Below are 23180 nucleotides of genomic sequence, written 5' to 3'. Positions count from 1 at the left end.
TAATCCTCCCTTTCTATAATAAAAAAAGAGCACTCTATAAGAAGAGTGCTCCTAATCATCACGAAGTCAATCTTCTTATCTTCAAGGCGATCACACCTTTTGGAATTAGCACCAATGCCATCTGGCTGGTTGCTGAGACTTCATCGGGCCAATCCCTCCGTCTCTCTGGATAAGAAATGAAAATATTAAATTGTTGGAAGATACAGATTTATATTTATGCTATCACGACTTGATGAATTAAACAAGCAGAGATTCTGTTAAACATGTAAAATGATTATAAATTAGAGGATAGGAATGGGGGGGAGTACATATGAAACAAACGGTTTATTGGTTAGAGGTGCAACTTGCGGAATGGTCCATGTATATGGCTGCGACAGAAAAAGGATTATGTTACATCGGAACGCCGGATGCTCCTTTCGAAGAGCTCTCCAATTGGGTGGCGAAGCGTGTTCGCAATGCGCTTATGGAAGAAAATCAGGAGGTCATAGAGCCTTATGTAAATGAACTACGTGCTACTATAGATGGAAAAGGTCAAATTTTTACAGGTCAGCTTGATTTGTATGGGACACCTTTTCAGCAAAGTGTATGGGAAGTATTGCAAACAATCCCTTATGGAGACACGATTTCGTATACGGACGTTGCTGAACGCCTTCAAAAACCAAAAGCGGTTCGTGCGGTTGGGGGAGCCATTGGTGCAAACCCGGTCTTAATCGTCGTTCCGTGTCACCGGGTGTTGACGAAAGATGGTAAACTAGGCGGTTTTCGTGCAGGTTTGACGATGAAAGAACAATTGCTTGAATTAGAGCGGTCGGGAGGTACAAGAGGGGAGTAGGACATGGCAAAACAACATGACTTTACGGAAGGGAATATTGTTAAACAGCTGTTCATTTCTTCAGCACCTATTATATTGACAAATTTACTCCAAATTTCTTATCAATTTATTGATAGTTTATGGATTGGGAATTTAATCGGGGCGGATGCACTGGGGGCTGTGGCGATTTCAGGCACAATTGTTTTTACCGTCCTATCTTTTGTCATCGGTTTAAACAACGCCGCTTTGACGATTTTATCCCAACAAAAAGGGAAAGGAAGCGAAGAAGGACTCAAACGATACTTAAATGCCTTTGTCGTCATGCTTACATTGATGTCAATTTCATTAGGTATCGCCGGATATGTCTTATCAGAACATATTTTAAGTTGGCTTGGGACGCCCGAAACAATGGTCCCCATGGCTTCTGCTTATTTGAAAATTAACTTCATCGGGATGTTGTTTTTATTTGGCTATAATTTCATTGGAACGGTCTACCGCTCAGTAGGTGATTCAAAAACGCCCCTCTATTTTGTATTGACAGCCGTCATTTTAAATACGATCTTAGATCCCGTGTTTATTAGCGTATTCGGCTGGGGAATTGAAGGCGCGGCCTATGCGACAATTCTTTCTCAAGGTGTAGCGTTTGGCCTAGGTGTTTATTTCACGGTAACGAAGAATCTTGTCCCTTTTTCAAAACCTTCGTTGCCGTCAAAGCAGGAAGTAGGGAGTATTTTGAAGCTGGGAATTCCAGCAGGGCTTCAAATGAGTGTCATCTCTGCAGGGTCTATGGCCATTATGAGTGTCGTTGCTTCATTTGGTGCGCCGGTTGTTGCGGGGTACGGGGCGTCCCAACGTTTGGATAGTTTAATTATGCTGCCGGCACAGGCGCTTGGCGTAGCCGTGAATAGTATGGCTGGGCAAAATATTGGCGCGAATAAATGGGAACGTGTGCATAAAATTACGTTTTATGGATTCATTTATAATTTAGGTGTTATGATTGTTTTAGCTTCTATAATGTTTTTATTTGCTACTTATGGCATTCGTTTATTTATCCAAGAACCAGACGCAGTTGAATTCGGAACAAAGTATTTGAAAATGGTTGCTTTCTTCTATCCGTTTTTAGGTATAAACTTTATTTTAAATGGAGCGGTTCGTGCAGCAGGCGCCATGTTCCAAGTACTCATTTTGAATATCATTTCGTTTTGGATCTTGCGTTTCCCGCTCACGTATACGATGTCATCGATTTACGGTGAAAAGGGGATTGCTTTAGGGATTGGCATAAGCTTTGTCATCAGCAGCCTGTTTGCATTTTTGTATTACCGTTTTGGTCGTTGGAGACGCGCGAAAGTGATAAATTAAAGAAGATGAATTGAGAAATTGGAGGAAAAATCATATGAACGATTTACCAAATTGCCCGAAATGTCATTCGGAGTATACGTATGAAGATGGCAACCTCATAGTTTGTCCAGAATGTGCACATGAATGGACATTAGGGGAAGAAAATGAACCAGCTGAAGAGGAAAGAGTCTTTAAAGATGCGCATGGGAATATATTAGTAGACGGAGATACGGTCACAGTCATTAAAGACCTGAAAGTAAAGGGAAGTTCTCTCGTCGTTAAAAAAGGAACAAAAGTAAAAGGGATTCGCCTCGTCGAAGGAGACCATGACATCGATTGTAAAATCGATGGCATTGGTGCGATGCAGTTGAAAACAGAGTTTGTGAAAAAATTATAATTCATGGCGTCCATTGTTGAATTCTCTTGATCTACAATGGGCGCTTTTTGTGTTGCGCGTATTATTGAGGGAATCTTTGCACAAAGCTATGTTTATGGAACGGAGTTAATTCAAAGATTTGAAGCAATTTAGGTTCATTAGCAAAGGTTCTTTTTTATTTTAAAGGCTTTCTACATTTTAGTTCCAAGTGTGGAAAGCCTTACGTTGTTATAAGTAATTGAAGTGCATGTGGCTGAATTTTAATATGTAGCGGCATCGCTTGAATGATTTCTCCATCAAAAATTACTGGAATAGGTCTATCTGTTGAAATTGTAAGCTCTTTTCCAACCGCGTATGTTATCCCGTTTTTACGAATAGGTTTTCCGCTTAATAAAGCAGGAAAGACGCGAGTCATTGCTTTAAAACGGTTAATCCCGTGAAACATTGTGAGATTGAATTGCCCGTCTGCCGGATTTGCATCTGGACAAATCTTTAATCCGCCGCCATACGAAGTTGTATTGCCACAAACAATTAACCAAGCGTGAGGGACGAATTGTTTTTGATGGTCGATTGTTATTTTGGCATTAAAGGGTTTAAAGGTAAGTGCAGTTCCGATTGAAGCAATTAGGTAGGCGAGTGAAACCAATCCGAGCTTATTAAAAAATGGCAGATAAGATGCATGTTTAACTTTTTCTTCTATCGTCGTATCGATGCCAACTCCTGCAACGGTGATGCCGAAACGATCATTTAACTGGAGTAAATCGACACAAGTTGTTTTTCCATGTAGGATTCCTTGAATAAATTGTTCTGGACAGTTCGTCAGATTGAACATTCTTGCGGTGTCATTTCCCGAACCTGCCGGAAATATAGCGAGTGGAATCGATGTATTCGCAAGTTCTTGAATGACTGAACTAATTGTCCCGTCCCCTCCAATTACGCCGACGGCCCGCACTTGATGAGTTTTTAATGCATGGCTAACAAATTGTCTTGTTTCATGTGTTGATGTACTCACAAGTTTCTTAAATGGTACATTTTCCGTATGCAGTTTTTTCTCCAAACTTCGCCAAAAAGTAGTGGATTTTCCATTACCAGAAGACGGATTTATAATAAAGATGAACATAATATCCTCCTTTCTCTTTAATCTCCCCTGCAAAAGACATATTATTTCTAATAGTGTAACAATATTTAGTTGACGCGGGTATACTAAAATATAAAAACCTTCATATTTCGATAGAAAAGGGGGGTAAGAATGATGGATCCATCTAAACATGTACAAAGAGATGCAAAGATTCCGTTATGTCGACAGGAAATTAAAGAAGCAATCGAGCAAGATTTAGCTGGTGATCCAGGCATCTTAGCGGTCTTTTACGGCGGCTCGATTGGCAATGGGGATGCTGATCAGTACTCGACAATAGATCTTAGGATCATTGTGGCCGACGAAGCGTTCGACCAGTACTGGGCAGATAAACAAAACCGTGCAGGTCGATGGGGAAATATTCTTTTTTTTAAAGAAGTTGCTCATTTAAATTATAGTACGGCTCACTACGAACCATTCGTCAAAGTAGATATCTTTTATTATCGGCTAAAAGACATTCTTCCTTCTTTTTGGCTGAGGAATATTGAAGTTTTTTATGATTCAACCGGGATTTTGGTTGATATTGTTTCGAAATCTCGCCAATTAACATATAAACCTTCCGTTGAAGATATTGACTTATGGCGCACGAAGTTTTTTGCCTCTTTACATGAATGGTATCGGGGCATGATGCGCTCGGAATACTATTATGCGCTGAACTGCTTAGATCATCTGCGTTTATTCATGGCGATGGGTTGGTATATGGAAGCGGGAATCCAGCCGAACGCATTAGGGGATTGGGCAAAAATCGAAGGTCATCGTAGTCCATTGCAAAGCTGGCAGTTAGACGAGTTGGCAAGTTGGGATAGCAGCCGCAATCCCGATCACATGATGATTGTCGTACCAAAAGTAGTTGAAGCGTTTAAAAAAGTTCATCAATCTTTATGCGCCCAAGTCGGGCTGGATGAAAACCGGGCTTGGGTGGAAAATATTATAAGAAAAGTATTATGAGGTATAAAAATAAAAACAATCGTCTCCATGTAAGAGCGATTGTTTTTATTTTCTACTATTTTACTCAATAAACTCCCGAACATGTTGAAAGTCTGTTGGGACATGACAGCCTTCGTATGTCTGTCTATATTGATTGGGTGTATAGGTCGTAGTTCTTTTAAATACTCTACTGAAATAGGCTGAATTGGAATAGCCGACTTGTTCAGCAATCTCGGAAATTGGTAAATGAGTGAATTGTAATTTCTTTTTCGCTTGCTCAATTCGATAGTGTTGTAAATATTGTACAAATGACATGCCGACAACCTCCGTAAAGGAGCGGCTTACATAACATGGATGAAGGTGCATCAGTTTAGCGAGTTGTTCCAAAGATAACTTTTCATTGTAATGTTGATGAATATATTGAATCATTTTGTGGACGTTTTTTCCTTTTTCATTTTCTGCGGCAGAATGCTCAACATTTAACAATGAAACTTGGTTCAGTGAAACGAGGGCACGGTGAATAGCCGTTTGACATTCTCCTAGCCTCAAAGGTTTTACTAAGTAATCAATCACACCACAACGTAAAGCGGTTTGTAAATGGTCTGCATTTTTCTCATTATCCAATAAAATAACTTTTACATTGGGCTGTTGTTTTATAATTTTTGTTTTATAGTCGAACGTTAAATTTGCAAAATCGCTTAAATCTAAAATCATAATATCGATTTGTACTTCTTTCGCTAATCGATATGCTGCTTCGCTATCTATCACATCAGGTAAAAAAGTAAGGTTGAAAAAATGGGTCGTGATCATGTCCTTTAAAAACTGTCGTTCGTCTATAGTAGACATTGCTAATAGAACATTACACATGATGATCCCTCATTTCTAATTACATAATGAACGATATAAAGTTAACAAATTCTTCTGCATGCCTATCATTATACTTGAATAGTTAGTGGAAATGTAGGTGGTGAAAATAAAGTTTGTGAACGATTGTACAAACTTTCGCCTTTGCAGTGCAAGAAAAGACTAATTCAAGTTAAAAAAATCCTAACGTCCATCCATTAAAGCGCTTTACTATAGAAGAACAGTATACTGAGGAGGAATGGACATGCCACAAATTAAGTGTACAGAAGTAGAAGTGTTAATTAGCGAAGCGAAAGTAGCGCAAGAAAAGTATCAAACCTATCATCAAGCGAAAGTGGATCAGATTGTCGGTGCAATTGCAGCAGAATTAACAGAAGCGGCAACAGTACTGGCACAAATGGCACACGAAGAAACAGGATTTGGAAATGTAGAAGATAAGACGACTAAAAACTTATTTGCAAGTCAAGTAGTGTATGATTCGATTAAAGACAAGCGTACTGTTGGAATCCTTCGACATGACAAAGAAGAAGGTGTGATGGAAGTCGGGATGCCAATGGGGGTAATCGCAGCTTTAATTCCAATGACGAATCCAACATCTACCGTTATTTTCAAGGCATTAATTGCACTGAAAACAAGAAATGCAATTGTCTTTTCACCTCACCCTTCGGCAGTGAAAAGTATTGTTGAAACAGTTCGTCGTGTAGAAAAGGCTGCAGTGGAAGCAGGAGCGCCCGAAGGATTAATTCAAGTGATTGAGCAACCGTCCTTAAAAGAAACAGAGCAGATGATGCATCATGAAGATACGGCGTTAATTTTAGCGACGGGCGGTAGCGCAATGGTGAAGGCTGCGTATTCTTCAGGAAATCCTGCAATTGGTGTCGGAGCAGGAAATGGCCCAGCGCTTATTGAAAAGACAGCGGATGTAACGCAAGCCATCGATCGTATTATGGAAAGTAAGCTATTTGACTACGGCATGATTTGTACATCTGAGGAATCCATTATCGCGGAAGTTTCAGTAAAAGAAGAAGTGATCGAAACGCTGAAAGTAAAAGGAGCCTATTTCTTAAATGAAGCGCAACAAGAACAATTGAGCAAAGTGATTTTACGCGAAAACGGAACATTGAATCCTGCAATAGTCGGAAAATCTGCATCCGTTGTTGCACAGTTGGCAGAAATCGATGTACCGGAAAATACGAAATTGCTCGTTGCAGAACAAACAACCGTTTCCAAAGAGAATCCTTATTCTGGTGAAAAGTTATCGTCAATTCTTACAATGTACACAGTGAATAATTGGGAAGAAGGCATTGAAAGAGTGAGCCAGTTGTTAAATAACCAAGGGCTCGGGCACTCCGCAATGCTGCATACGACAGATCAACAGAAGATTGAAGCATTTGGATTAGCCATTAACGCATCTCGTATTATGGTGAATACAGGCGGGACATTCGGTGGAATTGGCATGACAACACTACTCGCACCTTCTTTAACACTAGGTTGTGGAACTGCGGGCGGAAGTAGTACGACGGATAATATTAGTGTTGAACATTTATTAAATATTCGCCGTGTAGCGACGCATTATGAGCGATAAACAGTCGAATTAAAAATAGGCAGTCAAAGATGCAATCGGGAAAATGTACTTTCCGGTTGCATCTTTTTTATTCACCTAGCAGCACATCCAATGTTTATTTATGTTTGCCAAGTAAACGTAAAAAATGGCTGAGGGTGCTTAATAGGGGGCAGATAACCTTACAGTTTCTAGGATATTTGGTAGGCTAGAAGTATAAGGAAATGAGAGGAGAGCATGAAACTTGGCTTAGGCAACTGTTTTTTGCGGTGATAGATTAAGGAAGAATTGCGAGGGCATTTCGTGTGAAAGAGCTGAAAATCTATAAAATTGTGTGGACTTTCTGCGAAATTGGGTTGGAATCATGTCTAAAACACAAGAAAAAGATTGAAATGCGTCGCAAAAGGTTAAATGATGTATACTAAGAGTATCTAAGAATGTGGAAGAAGGTAATTGTGATGAGTTCGAATTATGTAGATGACAGCAAGGTTTTACATACCGATTTATATCAAATTAATATGGCAGAATCATACTGGGCGGATGGCATTCACAATAAAAAATCGGTGTTTGAATTATTTTTCAGAAGTTTACCCTTTGGCAATGGCTATGCTATTTTTGCGGGATTGGAAAGGATATTAGATTATCTTCGAAATTTCCAATTTAGCGAAAGTGACATTGCCTATTTAAAAGAAGAACTAAGCTACAGCGATGATTTTTTAGCGTATTTAAAAGACCTTCGTTTTACAGGAGACGTCTATTCAATGGTAGAAGGTGAACTCGTTTTTGCAAATGAACCCATTATTCGGGTCGAAGCACCTTTAGCGGAAGCACAGCTTGTCGAAACCGCTCTCTTAAACATTGTAAATTACCAAACACTAATCGCAACGAAAGCGAGCCGGATTAAACAAGTTGCAAAAGATGAAGCAGTGATGGAATTTGGTACACGAAGAGCACAAGAAATGGATGCAGCTTTATGGGGCGCACGTGCTACTTTTATTGGCGGGGTTGAGGCAACGAGTAACGTACGGGCTGGGAAACAATTTGGAATTCCGGTAGCCGGCACACATGCGCACTCCCTCGTACAAGCGTATAAAAGTGAATATGAAGCATTTCACGCTTACGCGAAACGTCATAAAGACTGCGTATTTCTCGTAGATACATACAATACGTTGAAAATAGGTGTACCAACTGCGATTCGAGTTGCAAAAGAATTAGGCGATAAAATTAATTTTATCGGGATTCGTTTAGATAGTGGAGATATCGCATTTCTATCGAAAGAAGCTCGTCGCATGTTAGATGAAGCTGGTTTCCATGATGCACAAATTGTCGTTTCCAATGATTTAGATGAATACACAATCTTAAACCTGAAGGCACAAGGTGCAAAAGTGGATGTATGGGGAATTGGGACGAAACTCATTACCGCATACGACCAACCTGCACTCGGTGCTGTATATAAAATTGTTTCAATTGAAAATGAAGAGGGTGTAATGGAAGATACGATTAAAATCTCTTCTTCAGCCGAAAAAGTAACAACACCTGGTCAAAAAAATGTTTATCGAATCATTAATCGCGAAAATGGTATGGCAGAAGGGGACTATATTACGATGCATGATGAGGATCCGGCGTCGGAAGAGCGCCTTAAAATGTTCCACCCTGTCCATACTTTTATATCAAAATTTGTCACGAACTTTGAGGCGAAAAATTTACACGTACAAGTTGTGAAAAGTGGCGAGATCATTTATGAAAACCCAACGATTCAAGAAATTCAGAAGTATGCTACTGAAAGCTTAGATTTATTATGGGATGAATATAAACGATCATTAAATCCCGAAGAGTACCCAGTCGATTTAAGCCAGAAGTGTTGGGATAATAAAATGCGTCATATTCAAGATGTACAAGAAATGGTCGAGGAATATATTAATAAGGAGAGGTAATATATGACATTGCAAGGGAGAATTATCGCAGAATTAAAAGTGAAGCCAGAAATTGACGTGCAAGCAGAAATTCGAGGGTCCGTTGATTTTATGAAAGCATATGCGAGAAAAAATTCTTTCTTAAATGGCTTTGTCCTTGGCATTTCTGGTGGCCAAGACTCGACGCTTGTTGGGAAACTCGCACAAATAGCAGTCGATGAGTTGAATGAAGAAGACGAAGGGAATCGTTATCAATTTATTGCCCTACGACTTCCATACGGCACGCAATTTGACGAACAAGACTGTCAAGACGCATTAGATTTTATTCGTCCGTCAAAGATTTATACGATTAATATAAAAGAAGCCGTTGACGCAAGTGCCCGGACACTTGCGGAAGCGGGCGTCACGCTCTCTGATTATGCAAAAGGAAACGAAAAGGCACGCGAACGGATGAAGGCGCAATATTCAGTTGCGGCAATGCATCACTGTGTCGTGCTAGGAAGTGACCATGCGGCGGAGGCGATTACTGGATTTTACACAAAATTCGGGGATGGCGGCGCAGATCTAATGCCAATTTATCGTTTGAATAAAAGGCAAGGCACCGCGCTGTTAAAAGCGTTAGGCTGTCCACCGCATCTCTATACAAAAATCCCGACAGCCGATTTAGAAGAAGATAAGCCAGCATACGCCGACGAAGATGCACTAGGCGTCAGCTACGATGATATCGACGATTACTTAGAAGGAAAAGAAATCCCACAAGAAGCGCAAGCGCGACTCGAAGAACATTATCTTCGCTCCATGCATAAAAGACATATGCCCATTACAGTTTTTGATGATTTTTGGAAATGAACCCAAATCCACCTATCCATTGAATGTTTATTCAATGGATAGTTTTTTAAATTCAAGAACCTCGATAATTCATCGTCATATTCCGTCTCTTTGTCTAGGTTGTCGCTAAAACGGTTATCCTGTATGATAAAGATGATTTTGTTAATATTCGGACTTAAGTGGATTAAATGGGATAGGGGGACACTATGAAACATGAAGAGATGATTGCCAAAATCTTAAATAATATAGATCGCGTAATGATTGGTAAAAGAAATATTGCAGAGTTGAGTATCACTGCGCTTCTTGCGGGGGGACATGTTCTGCTCGAAGATGTGCCTGGCGTTGGGAAAACAATGATGGTGAGGGCGTTAGCGAAATCGATTAGTGCAGATTTTAAGCGAATCCAATTTACGCCAGATTTATTACCGTCAGACGTGTTAGGGGTTTCGATTTACAATCCGAAAGCGATGGAATTTGAATTTAGACCGGGGCCCATTATGGGGAATATTATTTTAGCTGATGAAATTAACCGGACATCGCCAAAAACGCAGTCTGCATTGTTGGAAGGGTTAGAAGAGGCTTCTGTCACAATTGACGGCAATACAATTCAATTGAAACAACCATTTTTTGTGATGGCCACACAAAACCCAATTGAATACGAAGGAACATATCCATTACCGGAAGCGCAACTGGATAGGTTTTTATTTAAATTAGAAATGGGCTATCCGGAAAAACGCGATGAGATTGAAGTGCTTAGACGTGTTGAAAAAGAAGTTCCGATTGAAAAAATTTCATCTGTGATTTCATTAGAAAAATTGCGAGAACTACAAGAGGCGGTTAAAAAAGTTGTTGTCAGCGACGCGATAAAAGAGTACATCGTTTCTTGTGCAGCAGAAACGCGACAACATTCATTCGTTTATTTAGGGGTGAGTCCGAGGGGATCTGTCGCACTCATGAAAGCTTGTCAGGCGTATGCGATTTTGCGTGGAAGAAATTATGTCGTTCCTGACGATGTTCAATATTTAGTGCCTTTTGTTTTTGGTCATCGCATGATTTTACGACCAGAAGCGAAGTATGAAGGCGTTACAACAGAAGAAATCATTGAACGCATTTTAACGAAAGTACCAGTTCCCATTGATAGGGTTTCTTTGTAATGAAGCTACGTAAATTTATCGCAAGTTTAGGGCGATTATTATTTGTGCTCCTTATTTTAGTTGGCGCTTTTGTTTTTGCGATGTTTCAAGGGGGACTTGTCAGTTGGACAATCTTTTATGCAATTCTTCCGTTTACAATTTATTCAATTCTTCTCTTCCTCTATCCACTTTCAAATTTCAAAGTGAAACGTATCGTAAAAGTAACACATCTCCAAAATGGAGAAAAGTTAAGGGTGAAGGTGTTTATAAAAAGAAAACTTCCTTTTCCACTTCTATATACCATCATAGGTGATGAATGGATGGACGAAGGGAAGAAGAAAACGATTGGACGAGTAAATAAAGTGCTCGTATTTGGCTGGAAACAGCAACTTGAATGGGATTATACGATAGACAAAATGCCGCGTGGAGAACATAGCGCGCGTCATATTCAGGTGGAAGTGACTGATTTCTTTGGTTGGATTCGAAAAACTGTTATGATATCGACAAAAAATACAGTGTTAGTTTATCCCCGAACGATGGACGTCGATTACATGCCTATTGAATCGCAATATGACGGGGGACTTGTAAATTCTCCTTTCAATATTGTAAAAGATACAACAATGGTGACGGGTGTTCGGGATTATCAATTTGGTGACCGTGTTTCATGGGTACACTGGAAATCTTTCGCAAGAACACAAACCTTAATGACGAAAGAATTTGACGACCGAAGTTCCCGAGATTTATCACTCATTTTGGACAATCGCGCTTCCAGTACATTCGAAGAACAAATAGAGTTTGCTGCATCGATTATGCAAGGAGCGATAAAAGAGCGCTCGAATATTCGTTTATTACCGATAGGTCGGGACGAGCCTTTTTCTGCATTGCATTCGGAAGAGCAATTTAGACTGGCACTAGCCTATTTAGCAAAAATTCAACCTGTAAATCAAGATGAATTCATACCCTCTACGGAATTTAAAAAAGAACTTGATAACGGCGGCAGTATCGTCATCATTACTGCGCGACCAACTTGGCATTTTCTTGAAGCAATTCTATCAAATGTAACGGGGACACGCACCATTATCTGTTTTGTTGTCATGAAAAATAAAGATTCGTTTACAGGTAATCTAGTAGAAGAAATAAAATATGCCGAGTCGAAGGGTGTTACTGTTCATCCGCTAGTCAGGCAACAGTTTTCCAAGGCGTTTAGTGAGGTGGCACAATCTTGAAAGAAATTCAGATGAATAAATGGCTGCTCACTTTTCTTTATTTTTTGGTCTTTATTTTATTAAGAGAATGGTTGTTGCCGGTAATGGAACTCACTGAAACTGGCTACTTGTCGCTTTTTTTAATTTTCATAGGCATCGCCTTTATCTTAGCACTCTTGAAGGCAAGATGGTGGTTATCGATTCCAATAAAAACGATTTATGTTTTGTGGGCTGTTCAATACATTTACATAGGCACAATCACAATACCAGTAAAAACGATTCCATTAGTTTTTGAAGATATGATGTCCAATATTCCATTAATCATTAGTGGGGAGTGGGGAGAACTATCCAACACATTAAGAACGATCTTGTTTTTCCTATTGCTTTGGATGATGACGTATTTGGTTCGTTATTGGTTAGAAGTAAAAAGAAGTATCTTTCTATTTTATGTGATTACGGTTGCTTTTATCGCGACGGTAGATACATTTACCACGTATTCCGCGGAAAGTTCCATCTTTATGATTATGGTCGTTGGTTTATTGTTACTTGGTATTCTTTCGATTTCCAGAATCTCTGCCAAATACCAAGCGTTTATCTCACTTCGGCAGATTACGCTGGTTTCTATTCCACTCGTATTTGTACTGATTATGAGTGGGGTTTTGATGATATTTTCACCGAAGTTCGCGCCGGTATGGGCAGATCCCGTCCCTTTTATTAAATCGATGGCCGAAGGTGGGGAAGATGGGCCGATAACCGTATCTAAAAGCGGTTATGATCCGAATGATTCACAACTCGGCGGTCCCTTTTTGCCGGATAACTCGCTCGTTTTTGAAGCAACTGTTGCGAATAAACAATATTGGAAAGTAGAAACAAAAGACACATATACGTCAAAAGGATGGGAACAATCTATTGTTAAAACGCCGCCAACAAATTTCACCTCTGGTTCTAATATGGCGGATGGAATGTCCCGACAACAAACAGAGGCATCTGAACCTAAATTTGCAAAAATGAACATGGTTGAAAAGTTTCCGTTTATTATTTATCCGTATGGGATGACGGCAGTCCACACAGACCGAGATGTGACAATTATTCACGATGTCGAGGCTAGTAAATACCGAACGGAAATTGAAGGTGAAAGCGGGAACCTTGATCAATACGATAATGAATTTATAGGGCAGTCATATAGTTTGAAGGAATTGCGAGATACTAAAATTAGTGCGTTGCCAAAGACAAATGAGTTTGCAGCGTATTTACAACTCCCAGACGGATTGCCGGACAGAGTTCGTGAACTTGCGGAATCGATTACAGAATCGAGTGAAAGCGTTTATGATAAGGCGAAAGCAGTGGAACGTTATTTTGGAAAAAGCGGCTTTGTTTACGACCAGAAAAACGTCGCCGTGCCGAGTGAAGAAGAAGATTACGTAGACCAATTTTTATTTGATACGAAAAGAGGATATTGTGATAATTTTTCATCCTCTATGGTTATTCTGCTTCGAACGTTGGACATTCCTGCTAGGTGGGTAAAGGGGTTTGCACCAGGGGAAGCTTCTCGAAACGATGAGGGAGAACGTGTTTATCGTGTCTCCAATAATGAAGCGCATTCCTGGGTTGAGGCGTATATGCCGGGTGTAGGATGGGTCCCTTTTGAACCAACGATTGGATTTAGTGGCGTATCGGACATAGACTATGACATCGAGCTGAACTTGGATGATCCTGAAGTTCGGGAAATGCCCGAACAAAAGCGGGAAGAACTTGAACGTGAAATTAAAGAGAAAGAAGCGCAGGAAAAGAGAAATGCAAACGATCGTAAAGTGTCAATCGCAATCAATGAATGGATCAAAGACAATGTTCGGCGGATGCTGCTAGGTGCAGCCATACTATTGATTCTTGGATGGTATCTGTATACGCGCAGAAGACGTTGGATGCTCAAAATCATCATTCCGCTGTATCGGTCTAAGGATGGAAACTGGGATTCATATGCTAAGCAATACCACAGTTTATTAAAGCAACTCGATCGGTTTGGATTAAAACGAGAACCAGGTGAAACGTTGTCGACGTATGCCGCAAGAGTGGATCACCACTTTGGTGGCAGTCAAATGCAAAAATTGACAACTGCATATGAAAAAAGAATTTACGGTGAAACAAAGGAAAGTCAAGATTGGCAACGTTTACAGGAGATGTGGGAAGATTTAGTCTTTAGGACTTCTGATTGATTTTCTGTTTTGTTAGCAGTAAAATTAAACAATAAGAATTGCTTGAATTACAATCCTATTCAACATGAGAAATGCTGAAGCTGGACAACGATGTGGAAACAGCATTGACTGTTAATGATTCAAGCAAAAATAGAATGAGGTGGGATTTGTGTCAACCGCTCCTTTATTAATTGAACAAGAGAAGATTGTCATTATTGATTATGGAAGTACGTACAACCAACTTCTTACAAGAACGATTCGTAAACTTGGTGTGTATAGTGAACTTCATCCACATACGATAACGGCCGAAGAACTAAAGCAGATGAACGCGACTGGCATTATTTTGTCAGGAGGACCACTGTCAGTCAATGGAGAAGATGCTTACGGCATCGACCCGAACATTTTGACGTCAGGCATTCCGTTATTGGGCATTTGTTATGGTACACAATTAATTGTGAATCATTTTGGTGGGACGATAGAATACTCCCCGGACCGTTCATATAAGGAGTCGGTAGTCACAATCGACGCTTCGCGTAAACTGTTCCAGGGACAAGCTGAAAAGCAAACAGTGTGGCAAAGTGTTGGTGATACAATTACTGATATACCTGAAGGATTCGATTCACTTGCGACAACAGAGGAAAATGAAATCGTTGCATTCGGTGACGATGCCCGTCAAGTGTATGGCATTATGTACCATCCAGAGGTTGAGCAATCTGTAAATGGCCGCGACTTCTTGAAACACTTTATTTATGAAGTGTGTGGAGTGGAAAATGAATGGACGATGGCTAGTTTTGCTGAAATCGAAATTGAAAAGATCCGTGCTACAGTCGGCGACAAGAAAGTTCTATGTGCGCTAAGTGGTGGGGTAGATTCTTCAGTAGTGGCTGCGTTAATTCACCGTGCAATTGGTGACCAGTTAACATGTATGTTTGTTGACCATGGACTTCTTCGAAAAGGTGAAGCGGAAAGTGTTGTTAAAACATTTGCTGAGAAGTTTAACATGAACTTTATCAAAATCGATGCACAAGATCGTTTCTTAAATAAGCTGGAAGGTGTTTCTGATCCAGAAGAGAAACGTAAAATTATCGGGAATGAGTTCATTTACGTGTTTGACGATGAAGCTGCAAAACTAGAAGGCATTGACTTTTTAGCACAAGGAACACTTTACACAGACATTCTTGAAAGTGGAACATTAACAGCTCAAACGATTAAATCGCATCACAACGTCGGCGGACTTCCAGAAGATATGGAATTTGAATTAATTGAACCACTAGAAGCTTTATTCAAAGACGAAGTTCGTGCGCTAGGAACAGAATTAGGTTTATCTGACGAAATTGTTTGGCGTCAACCTTTCCCAGGACCGGGACTAGGTATTCGTGTACTTGGAGAAGTTACGAGAGAAAAGCTAGAAATGGTTCGTGAATCCGACGCAATTTTACGTGAAGAAATTAAAAATGCAGGTCTAGATCGTGATATTTGGCAATATTTCACCGTGTTACCGAACATTCAAAGTGTTGGTGTGAAAAACGACCAAAGAACATACGATTATGCAATCGGGATTCGTGCGGTGACGTCTGTTGATGGTGTAACATCCGACTGGGCGAAAATCCCATGGGATGTGCTCGAGAAAATCAGTGCTCGAATTACTACTGAAGTACAAAACGTTAACCGTGTACTCTTTGATGTGACGAGCAAGCCACCATCCACAATTGAGTGGGAATAAAAGTGAATATGGAGTCGTATATATCCGGGAATATGGCCTGGACGTTTCTACCGGAACACCTTAAATGTTCTGACTACGCATGAAAAGTGTTTGCCGCCTATTATATATAGGCGGGTAAAAATCAATCGGAATTTGATTTTAATACTGATCTGTAATCGAAGTAGAAGGGGACCTTCCTTTCTACTTTGAAGTGGGGGCATATGGCGACAAAGCTATATGCTCTTTTTTTGTTTTGTTGGGCTGAAAGACGGGAAGGCTTTTCATTAAGTAACCAAACATAGACATCAGTCTACCTAATCTCATGTTCGACGTATTCATTCTTTGTAAAATAACTAATAAAAGGAAGTAAACTTATGAGAAAGTATTTTCAATTTGAAGAGTTAGGTACAAATTATCGTAGAGAAATCATCGGTGGGCTCACAACCTTTTTGGCGATGGCCTATATTTTAATCGTTAACCCACTCATGTTGTCATTAGATGGCGTGGAAGGTATTCCGGACGCAATGCGGATGGATAAAGGAGCGGTATTCGTTGCAACAGCATTAGCAGCAGCAGTAGGTTCCTTGTTTATGGGATTTATCGCTAGATACCCAATTGCATTGGCACCAGGTATGGGATTAAACGCATTTTTCGCATTCACTGTTGTGTTAGGGTATGGTGTGCCATGGCCAACAGCTTTAACAGGTGTTCTTTTTTCAGGACTTATTTTTATCGTATTATCTTTAACAGGTTTACGCGAAACGATTATTAATGCCATTCCAGCACAACTTAAATATGCGGTAGGTGCAGGGATTGGTTTGTTTATTACGTTTTTAGGGTTTCAAAATGCAAACATTATTGTAGGGGACCCGAATACACTAGTCGCACTTGGTGACTTAACTCAGGGATCTACTTTATTAGCTATTTTTGGACTTGTGATTACAGTAATTATGATGGTTCGAAAAATTAATGGTGCAATTTTTTATGGAATGATTGCAACGACGGTATTAGGAATGATTGTAGGACTTATCGGTTTACCAGAAAAGGTTGTCTCTGGAATACCAAGCGTAGCGCCAACATTCGGCGTTGCATTCGATGCAATTTTCCAAGACCCAGCTTCACTATTTACAGCTCAGTTCTTAGTCATTGTCATTACCTTTCTATTTGTAGACTTCTTTGATACAGCAGGTACACTGGTTGCAGTTGCAAATCAAGCAGGTCTTATGAAAAATGATAAATTGCCACGTGCTGGAAAGGCATTGCTTTCCGATTCACTTGCTACTGTGACCGGTGCTGTTTTTGGAACATCGACAACGACATCTTATATTGAATCATCTTCAGGTGTAGCTGCGGGAGCGAGAACTGGATTCGCATCGGTAGTAACGGGCTGTCTCTTTTTACTCGCACTCTTTTTCTCGCCATTGTTAATGGTCGTGACAAGCGAAGTAACCGCGCCAGCATTAATTATTGTCGGTGTGCTAATGGTTTCTTCATTAGGAAATATTGAATGGAAAAATTTCGAGATTGCGGTTCCAGCATTTTTCACGATTATTAGTATGCCACTTAGCTATAGTATCGCGACAGGTATTGCAATTGGATTTATCTTCTATCCAATCACAATGATTCTAAGCGGAAGAAGAAAAGAAGTTCATCCGATTATGTATGGATTATGGGTTATTTTTATTCTCTACTTTATATTTCTTAAGTAATGTCATTAGGAATACTAAAGCCACTCGGTTAAATCGAGTGGCTTTTAATGTTCTATTAAATGAATGTGGATGTAAGGTGGATAGGTTCCTTAGAATAATGATAATGGCATTCTAATTACTATATAATGAAGGAATGCAAAATAGATCGTAAAAATAGGCCGGATAATAGGTGTTTTCGTTCAGATGAATTAAACATTAAGAACGCGGTATATAAAGAAGAGTTCATCCAACCCTTTGCGCTATTTAATAAAGCTTTCGACAAAGTTCAACAAAAGTGTTGACATTATCTTTTAGGTGCGGTATATTAAATATCCGGCAAACGAAACCGACGTAATCAAACAACTTGAGATAAAAAAGTTCTAGAAAGTTGTTGACGACTGATGGGGCGTCTGCTATAATAAGAAGCACGCTAAAGAGTGGCGTGGTTATCAACTTCACCAATTCGAATGTCTGAAACAACGAAAAAAGAAACTTTAAAAAAGTTGTTGACATGATGTTTCGAGGTGTGGTATGATATAAAAGTTGCTTCGGAATTTAACGAAGTTGCCAGAGGGGCTTGCAAAAGTTTCTTCTATAATATGAACCTTGAAAACTGAACAGCAAAACGTCAAGATATAACAACTACAAATCAACTTGTTGGTTTGTAGGGAGTGAATCTTCGGATTCAAAATTGGACATCTTAATGATGCCAGCAAAGAAATCGAGCTAATCGAATTTCTCTATTATGGAGAGTTTGATCCTGGCTCAGGACGAACGCTGGCGGCGTGCCTAATACATGCAAGTCGAGCGAACAAGGAAGAAACTTGTTTCTTCCTTTGTTAGCGGCGGATGGGTGAGTAACACGTGGGCAACCTGCCCTGCAGTTGGGGATAACTCCGGGAAACCGGGGCTAATACCGAATAATCAGTTCCTTCACATGAAGGAACTCTGAAAGACGGCTATGCTGTCACTGCAGGATGGGCCCGCGGCGCATTAGCTAGTTGGTGAGGTAACGGCTTACCAAGGCGACGATGCGTAGCCGACCTGAGAGGGTGATCGGCCACACTGGGACTGAGACACGGCCCAGACTCCTACGGGAGGCAGCAGTAGGGAATCTTCCACAATGGACGAAAGTCTGATGGAGCAACGCCGCGTGAGCGAAGAAGGTTTTCGGATCGTAAAGCTCTGTTGTGAGGGAAGAACAAGTACAGGAGTAACTGCCTGTACCTTGACGGTACCTCATTAGAAAGCCACGGCTAACTACGTGCCAGCAGCCGCGGTAATACGTAGGTGGCAAGCGTTGTCCGGAATTATTGGGCGTAAAGCGCGCGCAGGCGGCCTTTTAAGTCTGATGTGAAAGCCCACGGCTTAACCGTGGAAGGTCATTGGAAACTGGAAGGCTTGAGTACAGAAGAGGAAAGCGGAATTCCACGTGTAGCGGTGAAATGCGTAGAGATGTGGAGGAACACCAGTGGCGAAGGCGGCTTTCTGGTCTGTAACTGACGCTGAGGCGCGAAAGCATGGGGAGCAAACAGGATTAGATACCCTGGTAGTCCATGCCGTAAACGATGAGTGCTAAGTGTTAGGGGGTTTCCGCCCCTTAGTGCTGGAGCAAACGCATTAAGCACTCCGCCTGGGGAGTACGGCCGCAAGGCTGAAACTCAAAGGAATTGACGGGGACCCGCACAAGCGGTGGAGCATGTGGTTTAATTCGAAGCTACGCGAAGAACCTTACCAGGTCTTGACATCCCGCTGACCGGTATAGAGATATACCTTTCCCTTCGGGGACAGCGGTGACAGGTGGTGCATGGTTGTCGTCAGCTCGTGTCGTGAGATGTTGGGTTAAGTCCCGTAACGAGCGCAACCCTTGACCTTAGTTGCCAGCATTTAGTTGGGCACTCTAAGGTGACTGCCGGTGACAAACCGGAGGAAGGTGGGGATGACGTCAAATCATCATGCCCCTTATGACCTGGGCTACACACGTGCTACAATGGACGGTACAGAGGGTTGCCAACCCGCGAGGGGGAGCTAATCCCATAAAACCGTTCCCAGTTCGGATTGCAGGCTGCAACTCGCCTGCATGAAGCAGGAATCGCTAGTAATCGTGGATCAGCATGCCACGGTGAATACGTTCCCGGGTCTTGTACACACCGCCCGTCACACCACGAGAGTTTGTAACACCCGAAGTCGGTGGGGTAACCCTTTTGGGAGCCAGCCGCCGAAGGTGGGACAGATGATTGGGGTGAAGTCGTAACAAGGTAGCCGTATCGGAAGGTGCGGCTGGATCACCTCCTTTCTAAGGATATTTAACGGAATGAAGAGAAAGTTCTCTTCAACTTGACGTTTTGCGTTCAGTTTTGAGGGTTCATTCATTTGAACTTTCATTACTTGTTCTTTGAAAACTGGATAAAACGACATTGAAATAAACACAAATGTAGTAATGTATGAATCAATTGTTGTATATCGCTATACAACGTTGGTTTTAAGGTTAAGTTAGAAAGGGCGCACGGCGGATGCCTTGGCACTAGGAGCCTATGAAGGACGGCACTAACACCGATATGCTCTGGGGAGCTGTAAGTAAGCTTTGATCCAGAGATTTCCGAATGGGGAAACCCACTGTTCGTAATGGAACAGTACATATACGTGAATACATAGCGTATATGAGGCACACCCGGAGAACTGAAACATCTAAGTACCCGGAGGAAGAGAAAGAAAATCGATTCCCTGAGTAGCGGCGAGCGAAACGGGAACAGCCCAAACCAGGAAGCTTGCTTCCTGGGGTTGTAGGACACTCTATACGGAGTTACAAAGGAATGCATTAGATGAAGCGACCTGGAAAGGTCTGCCATAGTGGGTAATAGCCCCGTAATCAAAAGTGTATTCTCTCCAGAGTGGATCCTGAGTACGACGGAACACGTGAAATTCCGTTGGAATCCGGGAGGACCATCTCCCAAGGCTAAATACTTCCTAGTGACCGATAGTGAACCAGTACCGTGAGGGAAAGGTGAAAAGCACCCCGGAAGGGGAGTGAAATAGATCCTGAAACCGTGTGCCTACAAGTAGTCAGAGCTCGATGCTGTTTCTTCGGAAACAAGCTGAGTGATGGCGTGCCTTTTGTAGAATGAACCGGCGAGTTACTGATTACATGCAAGGTTAAGCAGAGAATGCGGAGCCGCAGCGAAAGCGAGTCTGAATAGGGCGTTTTAGTATGTAGTCGTAGACCCGAAACCAGGTGATCTACCCATGTCCAGGGTGAAGGTAAGGTAACACTTACTGGAGGCCCGAACCCACGTATGTTGAAAAATGCGGGGATGAGGTGTGGGTAGCGGTGAAATTCCAATCGAACCTGGAGATAGCTGGTTCTCTCCGAAATAGCTTTAGGGCTAGCCTCAAACGTTAGAATCTCGGAGGTAGAGCACTGTTTGGACTAGGGGCCCATCCCGGGTTACCGAATTCAGACAAACTCCGAATGCCGATGATTTTTGTTTGGGAGTCAGACTGCGGGTGATAAGATTCGTAGTCGAGAGGGAAACAACCCAGACCACCAGTTAAGGTCCCCAAGTATTCGTTAAGTGGAAAAGGATGTGGCGTTGCCCAGACAACCAGGATGTTGGCTTAGAAGCAGCCACCATTTAAAGAGTGCGTAATAGCTCACTGGTCGAGTGGCGCTGCGCCGAAAATGTACCGGGGCTAAACGAATCACCGAAACTGTGGATTGACACCTTTGGTGTCAGTGGTAGGAGAGCGTTCTAGGGGCGTCGAAGCTAGACTGTAAGGACTAGTGGAGCGCCTAGAAGTGAGAATGCCGGTATGAGTAGCGAAAGAAGGGTGAGAATCCCTTCCACCGAATGCCTAAGGTTTCCTGAGGAAGGCTCGTCCGCTCAGGGTTAGTCGGGACCTAAGTCGAGGCCGAAAGGCGTAGACGATGGACAACAGGTTGATATTCCTGTACCACCTCCCCGCCGTTTGAGTAATGGGGGGACGCAGTAGGATAGGGTGAGCGCACGGTTGGTAATGTGCGTCTAAGCAGTAAGGTGTGAAACGAGGCAAATCCCGTTTCTATAACATTGAGCTGTGATAGCAAGGGGAATTTTCCCCGGAGTCCCTGATTTCACGCTGCCAAGAAAAGCCTCTAACGAGGCGGGAGGTGCCCGTACCGCAAACCGACACAGGTAGGCGAGGAGAGAATCCTAAGGTGATCGAGAGAACTCTCGTTAAGGAACTCGGCAAAATGACCCCGTAACTTCGGGAGAAGGGGTGCTCTGATAGGGTGTTAAAGCCCGAGAGAGCCGCAGTGAATAGGCCCAGGCGACTGTTTAGCAAAAACACAGGTCTCTGCAAAACCGTAAGGTGACGTATAGGGGCTGACGCCTGCCCGGTGCTGGAAGGTTAAGGGGAGAGGTTAGCGCAAGCGAAGCTTTGAACCGAAGCCCCAGTAAACGGCGGCCGTAACTATAACGGTCCTAAGGTAGCGAAATTCCTTGTCGGGTAAGTTCCGACCCGCACGAAAGGCGTAACGATCTGGGCACTGTCTCAACGAGAGACTCGGTGAAATTATAGTACCTGTGAAGATGCAGGTTACCCGCGACAGGACGGAAAGACCCCGTGGAGCTTTACTGCAACCTGATATTGAATTCTGATGCAGTCTGTACAGGATAGGTAGGAGCCTTTGAAACCGGAGCGCCAGCTTCGGTGGAGGCATCGGTGGGATACTACCCTGACTGTATTGGAATTCTAACCCATGCCCCTTAGCGGGGTAGGAGACAGTGTCAGGCGGGCAGTTTGACTGGGGCGGTCGCCTCCTAAAGAGTAACGGAGGCGCCCAAAGGTTCCCTCAGAATGGTTGGACATCATTCGTAGAGTGCAAAGGCATAAGGGAGCTTGACTGCGAGACCTACAAGTCGAGCAGGGTCGAAAGACGGGCTTAGTGATCCGGTGGTTCCGCATGGAAGGGCCATCGCTCAACGGATAAAAGCTACCCCGGGGATAACAGGCTTATCTCTCCCAAGAGTTCACATCGACGGGGAGGTTTGGCACCTCGATGTCGGCTCATCGCATCCTGGGGCTGTAGTCGGTCCCAAGGGTTGGGCTGTTCGCCCATTAAAGCGGTACGCGAGCTGGGTTCAGAACGTCGTGAGACAGTTCGGTCCCTATCCGTCGCGGGCGCAGGAAATTTGAGAGGAGCTGTCCTTAGTACGAGAGGACCGGGATGGACATACCGCTGGTGTACCAGTTGTCTTGCCAAAGGCATAGCTGGGTAGCTACGTATGGACGGGATAAATGCTGAAAGCATCTAAGCATGAAGCCCCCCTCAAGATGAGATTTCCCATTACGCAAGTAAGTAAAATCCCTCAAAGATGATGAGGTTGATAGGTCCGAGGTGGAAGCATGGCGACATGTGCAGCTGACGGATACTAATCGATTGAGGACTTATCCTTAAATACATTGCAGTTTGTTGAATTCAATGTTTTGTTTATCCAGTTTTGAGTGAACAATTTTTACTCAAT

Annotated in this window: 14 protein-coding genes, 2 rRNA genes and 2 riboswitches; of the genes, 14 read left to right on the top strand and 2 right to left on the bottom strand. The window is 42.3% G+C overall.

The window, feature by feature from the left end; all coding sequences use genetic code 11:
- Nucleotides 1–72: 72 nt before the first annotated feature.
- Nucleotides 73–176, bottom strand: a riboswitch (SAM riboswitch).
- Between the two features lie 134 nt (nucleotides 177–310).
- The 3 genes from AB1H92_RS13825 to AB1H92_RS13815 are packed head-to-tail and all read left to right on the top strand — an operon-like array spanning nucleotide 311 to nucleotide 2546.
- Entirely contained in the window at nucleotides 311–832 is a 522-nt protein-coding gene (locus AB1H92_RS13825) for a methylated-DNA--[protein]-cysteine S-methyltransferase (RefSeq protein ID WP_115363200.1), read from the top strand.
- 3 nt (nucleotides 833–835) lie between these two features.
- Nucleotides 836–2170 carry an MATE family efflux transporter gene (locus tag AB1H92_RS13820; RefSeq protein ID WP_115363198.1) on the top strand — a complete coding sequence of 445 codons (1335 nt, stop codon included), beginning with the start codon at nucleotides 836–838 and terminating at the stop codon, nucleotides 2168–2170.
- 34 nt (nucleotides 2171–2204) lie between these two features.
- Complete coding sequence (locus AB1H92_RS13815) at nucleotides 2205–2546, top strand: zinc ribbon domain-containing protein YjdM (protein WP_115363196.1); 342 nt, start codon at nucleotides 2205–2207, stop codon at nucleotides 2544–2546.
- A gap of 199 nt (nucleotides 2547–2745) precedes the next feature.
- Here AB1H92_RS13815 and AB1H92_RS13810 read toward each other — a convergent pair whose 3' ends face one another.
- Nucleotides 2746–3645 carry a diacylglycerol kinase family protein gene (locus AB1H92_RS13810; protein ID WP_166739587.1) on the bottom strand — a complete coding sequence of 300 codons (900 nt, stop codon included), beginning with the start codon at nucleotides 3643–3645 and terminating at the stop codon, nucleotides 2746–2748.
- Between the two features lie 129 nt (nucleotides 3646–3774).
- Here AB1H92_RS13810 and AB1H92_RS13805 point away from each other — a divergent pair, with 129 nt between their 5' ends.
- A complete protein-coding gene (locus AB1H92_RS13805; RefSeq protein ID WP_115363195.1) occupies nucleotides 3775–4608 on the top strand; it encodes an aminoglycoside 6-adenylyltransferase in 834 nt (277 codons plus the stop codon).
- 60 nt (nucleotides 4609–4668) lie between these two features.
- On the opposite strand, the gene AB1H92_RS13800 is transcribed toward AB1H92_RS13805, so the two are convergent.
- Nucleotides 4669–5454 carry a helix-turn-helix domain-containing protein gene (locus tag AB1H92_RS13800; protein ID WP_115363193.1) on the bottom strand — a complete coding sequence of 262 codons (786 nt, stop codon included), beginning with the start codon at nucleotides 5452–5454 and terminating at the stop codon, nucleotides 4669–4671.
- Between the two features lie 241 nt (nucleotides 5455–5695).
- On the opposite strand from AB1H92_RS13800, the gene AB1H92_RS13795 reads away from it, so the two are divergent.
- From AB1H92_RS13795 to AB1H92_RS13750, 10 genes are all read left to right on the top strand, one after another.
- Entirely contained in the window at nucleotides 5696–7036 is a 1341-nt protein-coding gene (locus AB1H92_RS13795; protein ID WP_115363191.1) for an aldehyde dehydrogenase family protein, read from the top strand.
- 434 nt (nucleotides 7037–7470) lie between these two features.
- Nucleotides 7471–8946, top strand: coding sequence for a nicotinate phosphoribosyltransferase (locus tag AB1H92_RS13790; RefSeq protein ID WP_115363189.1), 1476 nt, complete (start codon nucleotides 7471–7473; stop codon nucleotides 8944–8946).
- Between the two features lie 3 nt (nucleotides 8947–8949).
- The gene (nadE, locus tag AB1H92_RS13785; RefSeq protein WP_115363187.1) at nucleotides 8950–9774 is read left to right on the top strand and encodes an ammonia-dependent NAD(+) synthetase; all 825 of its coding nucleotides are present in this window, start codon (nucleotides 8950–8952) and stop codon (nucleotides 9772–9774) included.
- 185 nt (nucleotides 9775–9959) lie between these two features.
- Nucleotides 9960–10907: a MoxR family ATPase gene (locus tag AB1H92_RS13780; protein WP_115363185.1), complete on the top strand. Its 948-nt coding sequence runs from the start codon at nucleotides 9960–9962 to the stop codon at nucleotides 10905–10907.
- Nucleotides 10907–12112 (top strand): DUF58 domain-containing protein, encoded by a 1206-nt coding sequence (locus tag AB1H92_RS13775; RefSeq protein ID WP_115363183.1) that lies wholly within the window; start codon nucleotides 10907–10909, stop codon nucleotides 12110–12112. Before AB1H92_RS13780 ends, AB1H92_RS13775 begins: the two co-directional genes overlap by 1 nt.
- Nucleotides 12109–14304 (top strand): DUF4129 domain-containing transglutaminase family protein, encoded by a 2196-nt coding sequence (locus AB1H92_RS13770; protein ID WP_115363181.1) that lies wholly within the window; start codon nucleotides 12109–12111, stop codon nucleotides 14302–14304. The genes AB1H92_RS13775 and AB1H92_RS13770 overlap by 4 nt, the downstream gene beginning before the upstream one ends.
- A 148-nt stretch (nucleotides 14305–14452) precedes the next feature.
- Nucleotides 14453–16006 (top strand): glutamine-hydrolyzing GMP synthase, encoded by a 1554-nt coding sequence (gene guaA / locus AB1H92_RS13765; protein WP_115363179.1) that lies wholly within the window; start codon nucleotides 14453–14455, stop codon nucleotides 16004–16006.
- Nucleotides 16001–16102, top strand: a riboswitch (purine riboswitch). Its footprint overlaps the gene before it by 6 nt.
- A 257-nt stretch (nucleotides 16103–16359) precedes the next feature.
- Complete coding sequence (locus AB1H92_RS13760; RefSeq protein ID WP_115363177.1) at nucleotides 16360–17694, top strand: NCS2 family permease; 1335 nt, start codon at nucleotides 16360–16362, stop codon at nucleotides 17692–17694.
- 721 nt (nucleotides 17695–18415) lie between these two features.
- Nucleotides 18416–19969: ribosomal RNA gene (locus tag AB1H92_RS13755) — 16S ribosomal RNA — on the top strand.
- A gap of 190 nt (nucleotides 19970–20159) precedes the next feature.
- Nucleotides 20160–23111: ribosomal RNA gene (locus AB1H92_RS13750) — 23S ribosomal RNA — on the top strand.
- Together the 16S and 23S rRNA genes form the textbook arrangement of a ribosomal RNA operon.
- Nucleotides 23112–23180 lie beyond the last annotated feature (69 nt).

The sequence above is a fragment of the Sporosarcina pasteurii genome, assembly GCF_041295575.1.
GTDB lineage: Bacteria > Bacillota > Bacilli > Bacillales_A > Planococcaceae > Sporosarcina > Sporosarcina pasteurii.
Note: the sequence above shows the minus strand (reverse complement) of the source record. Positions and strands in the feature narration are given on the sequence as shown.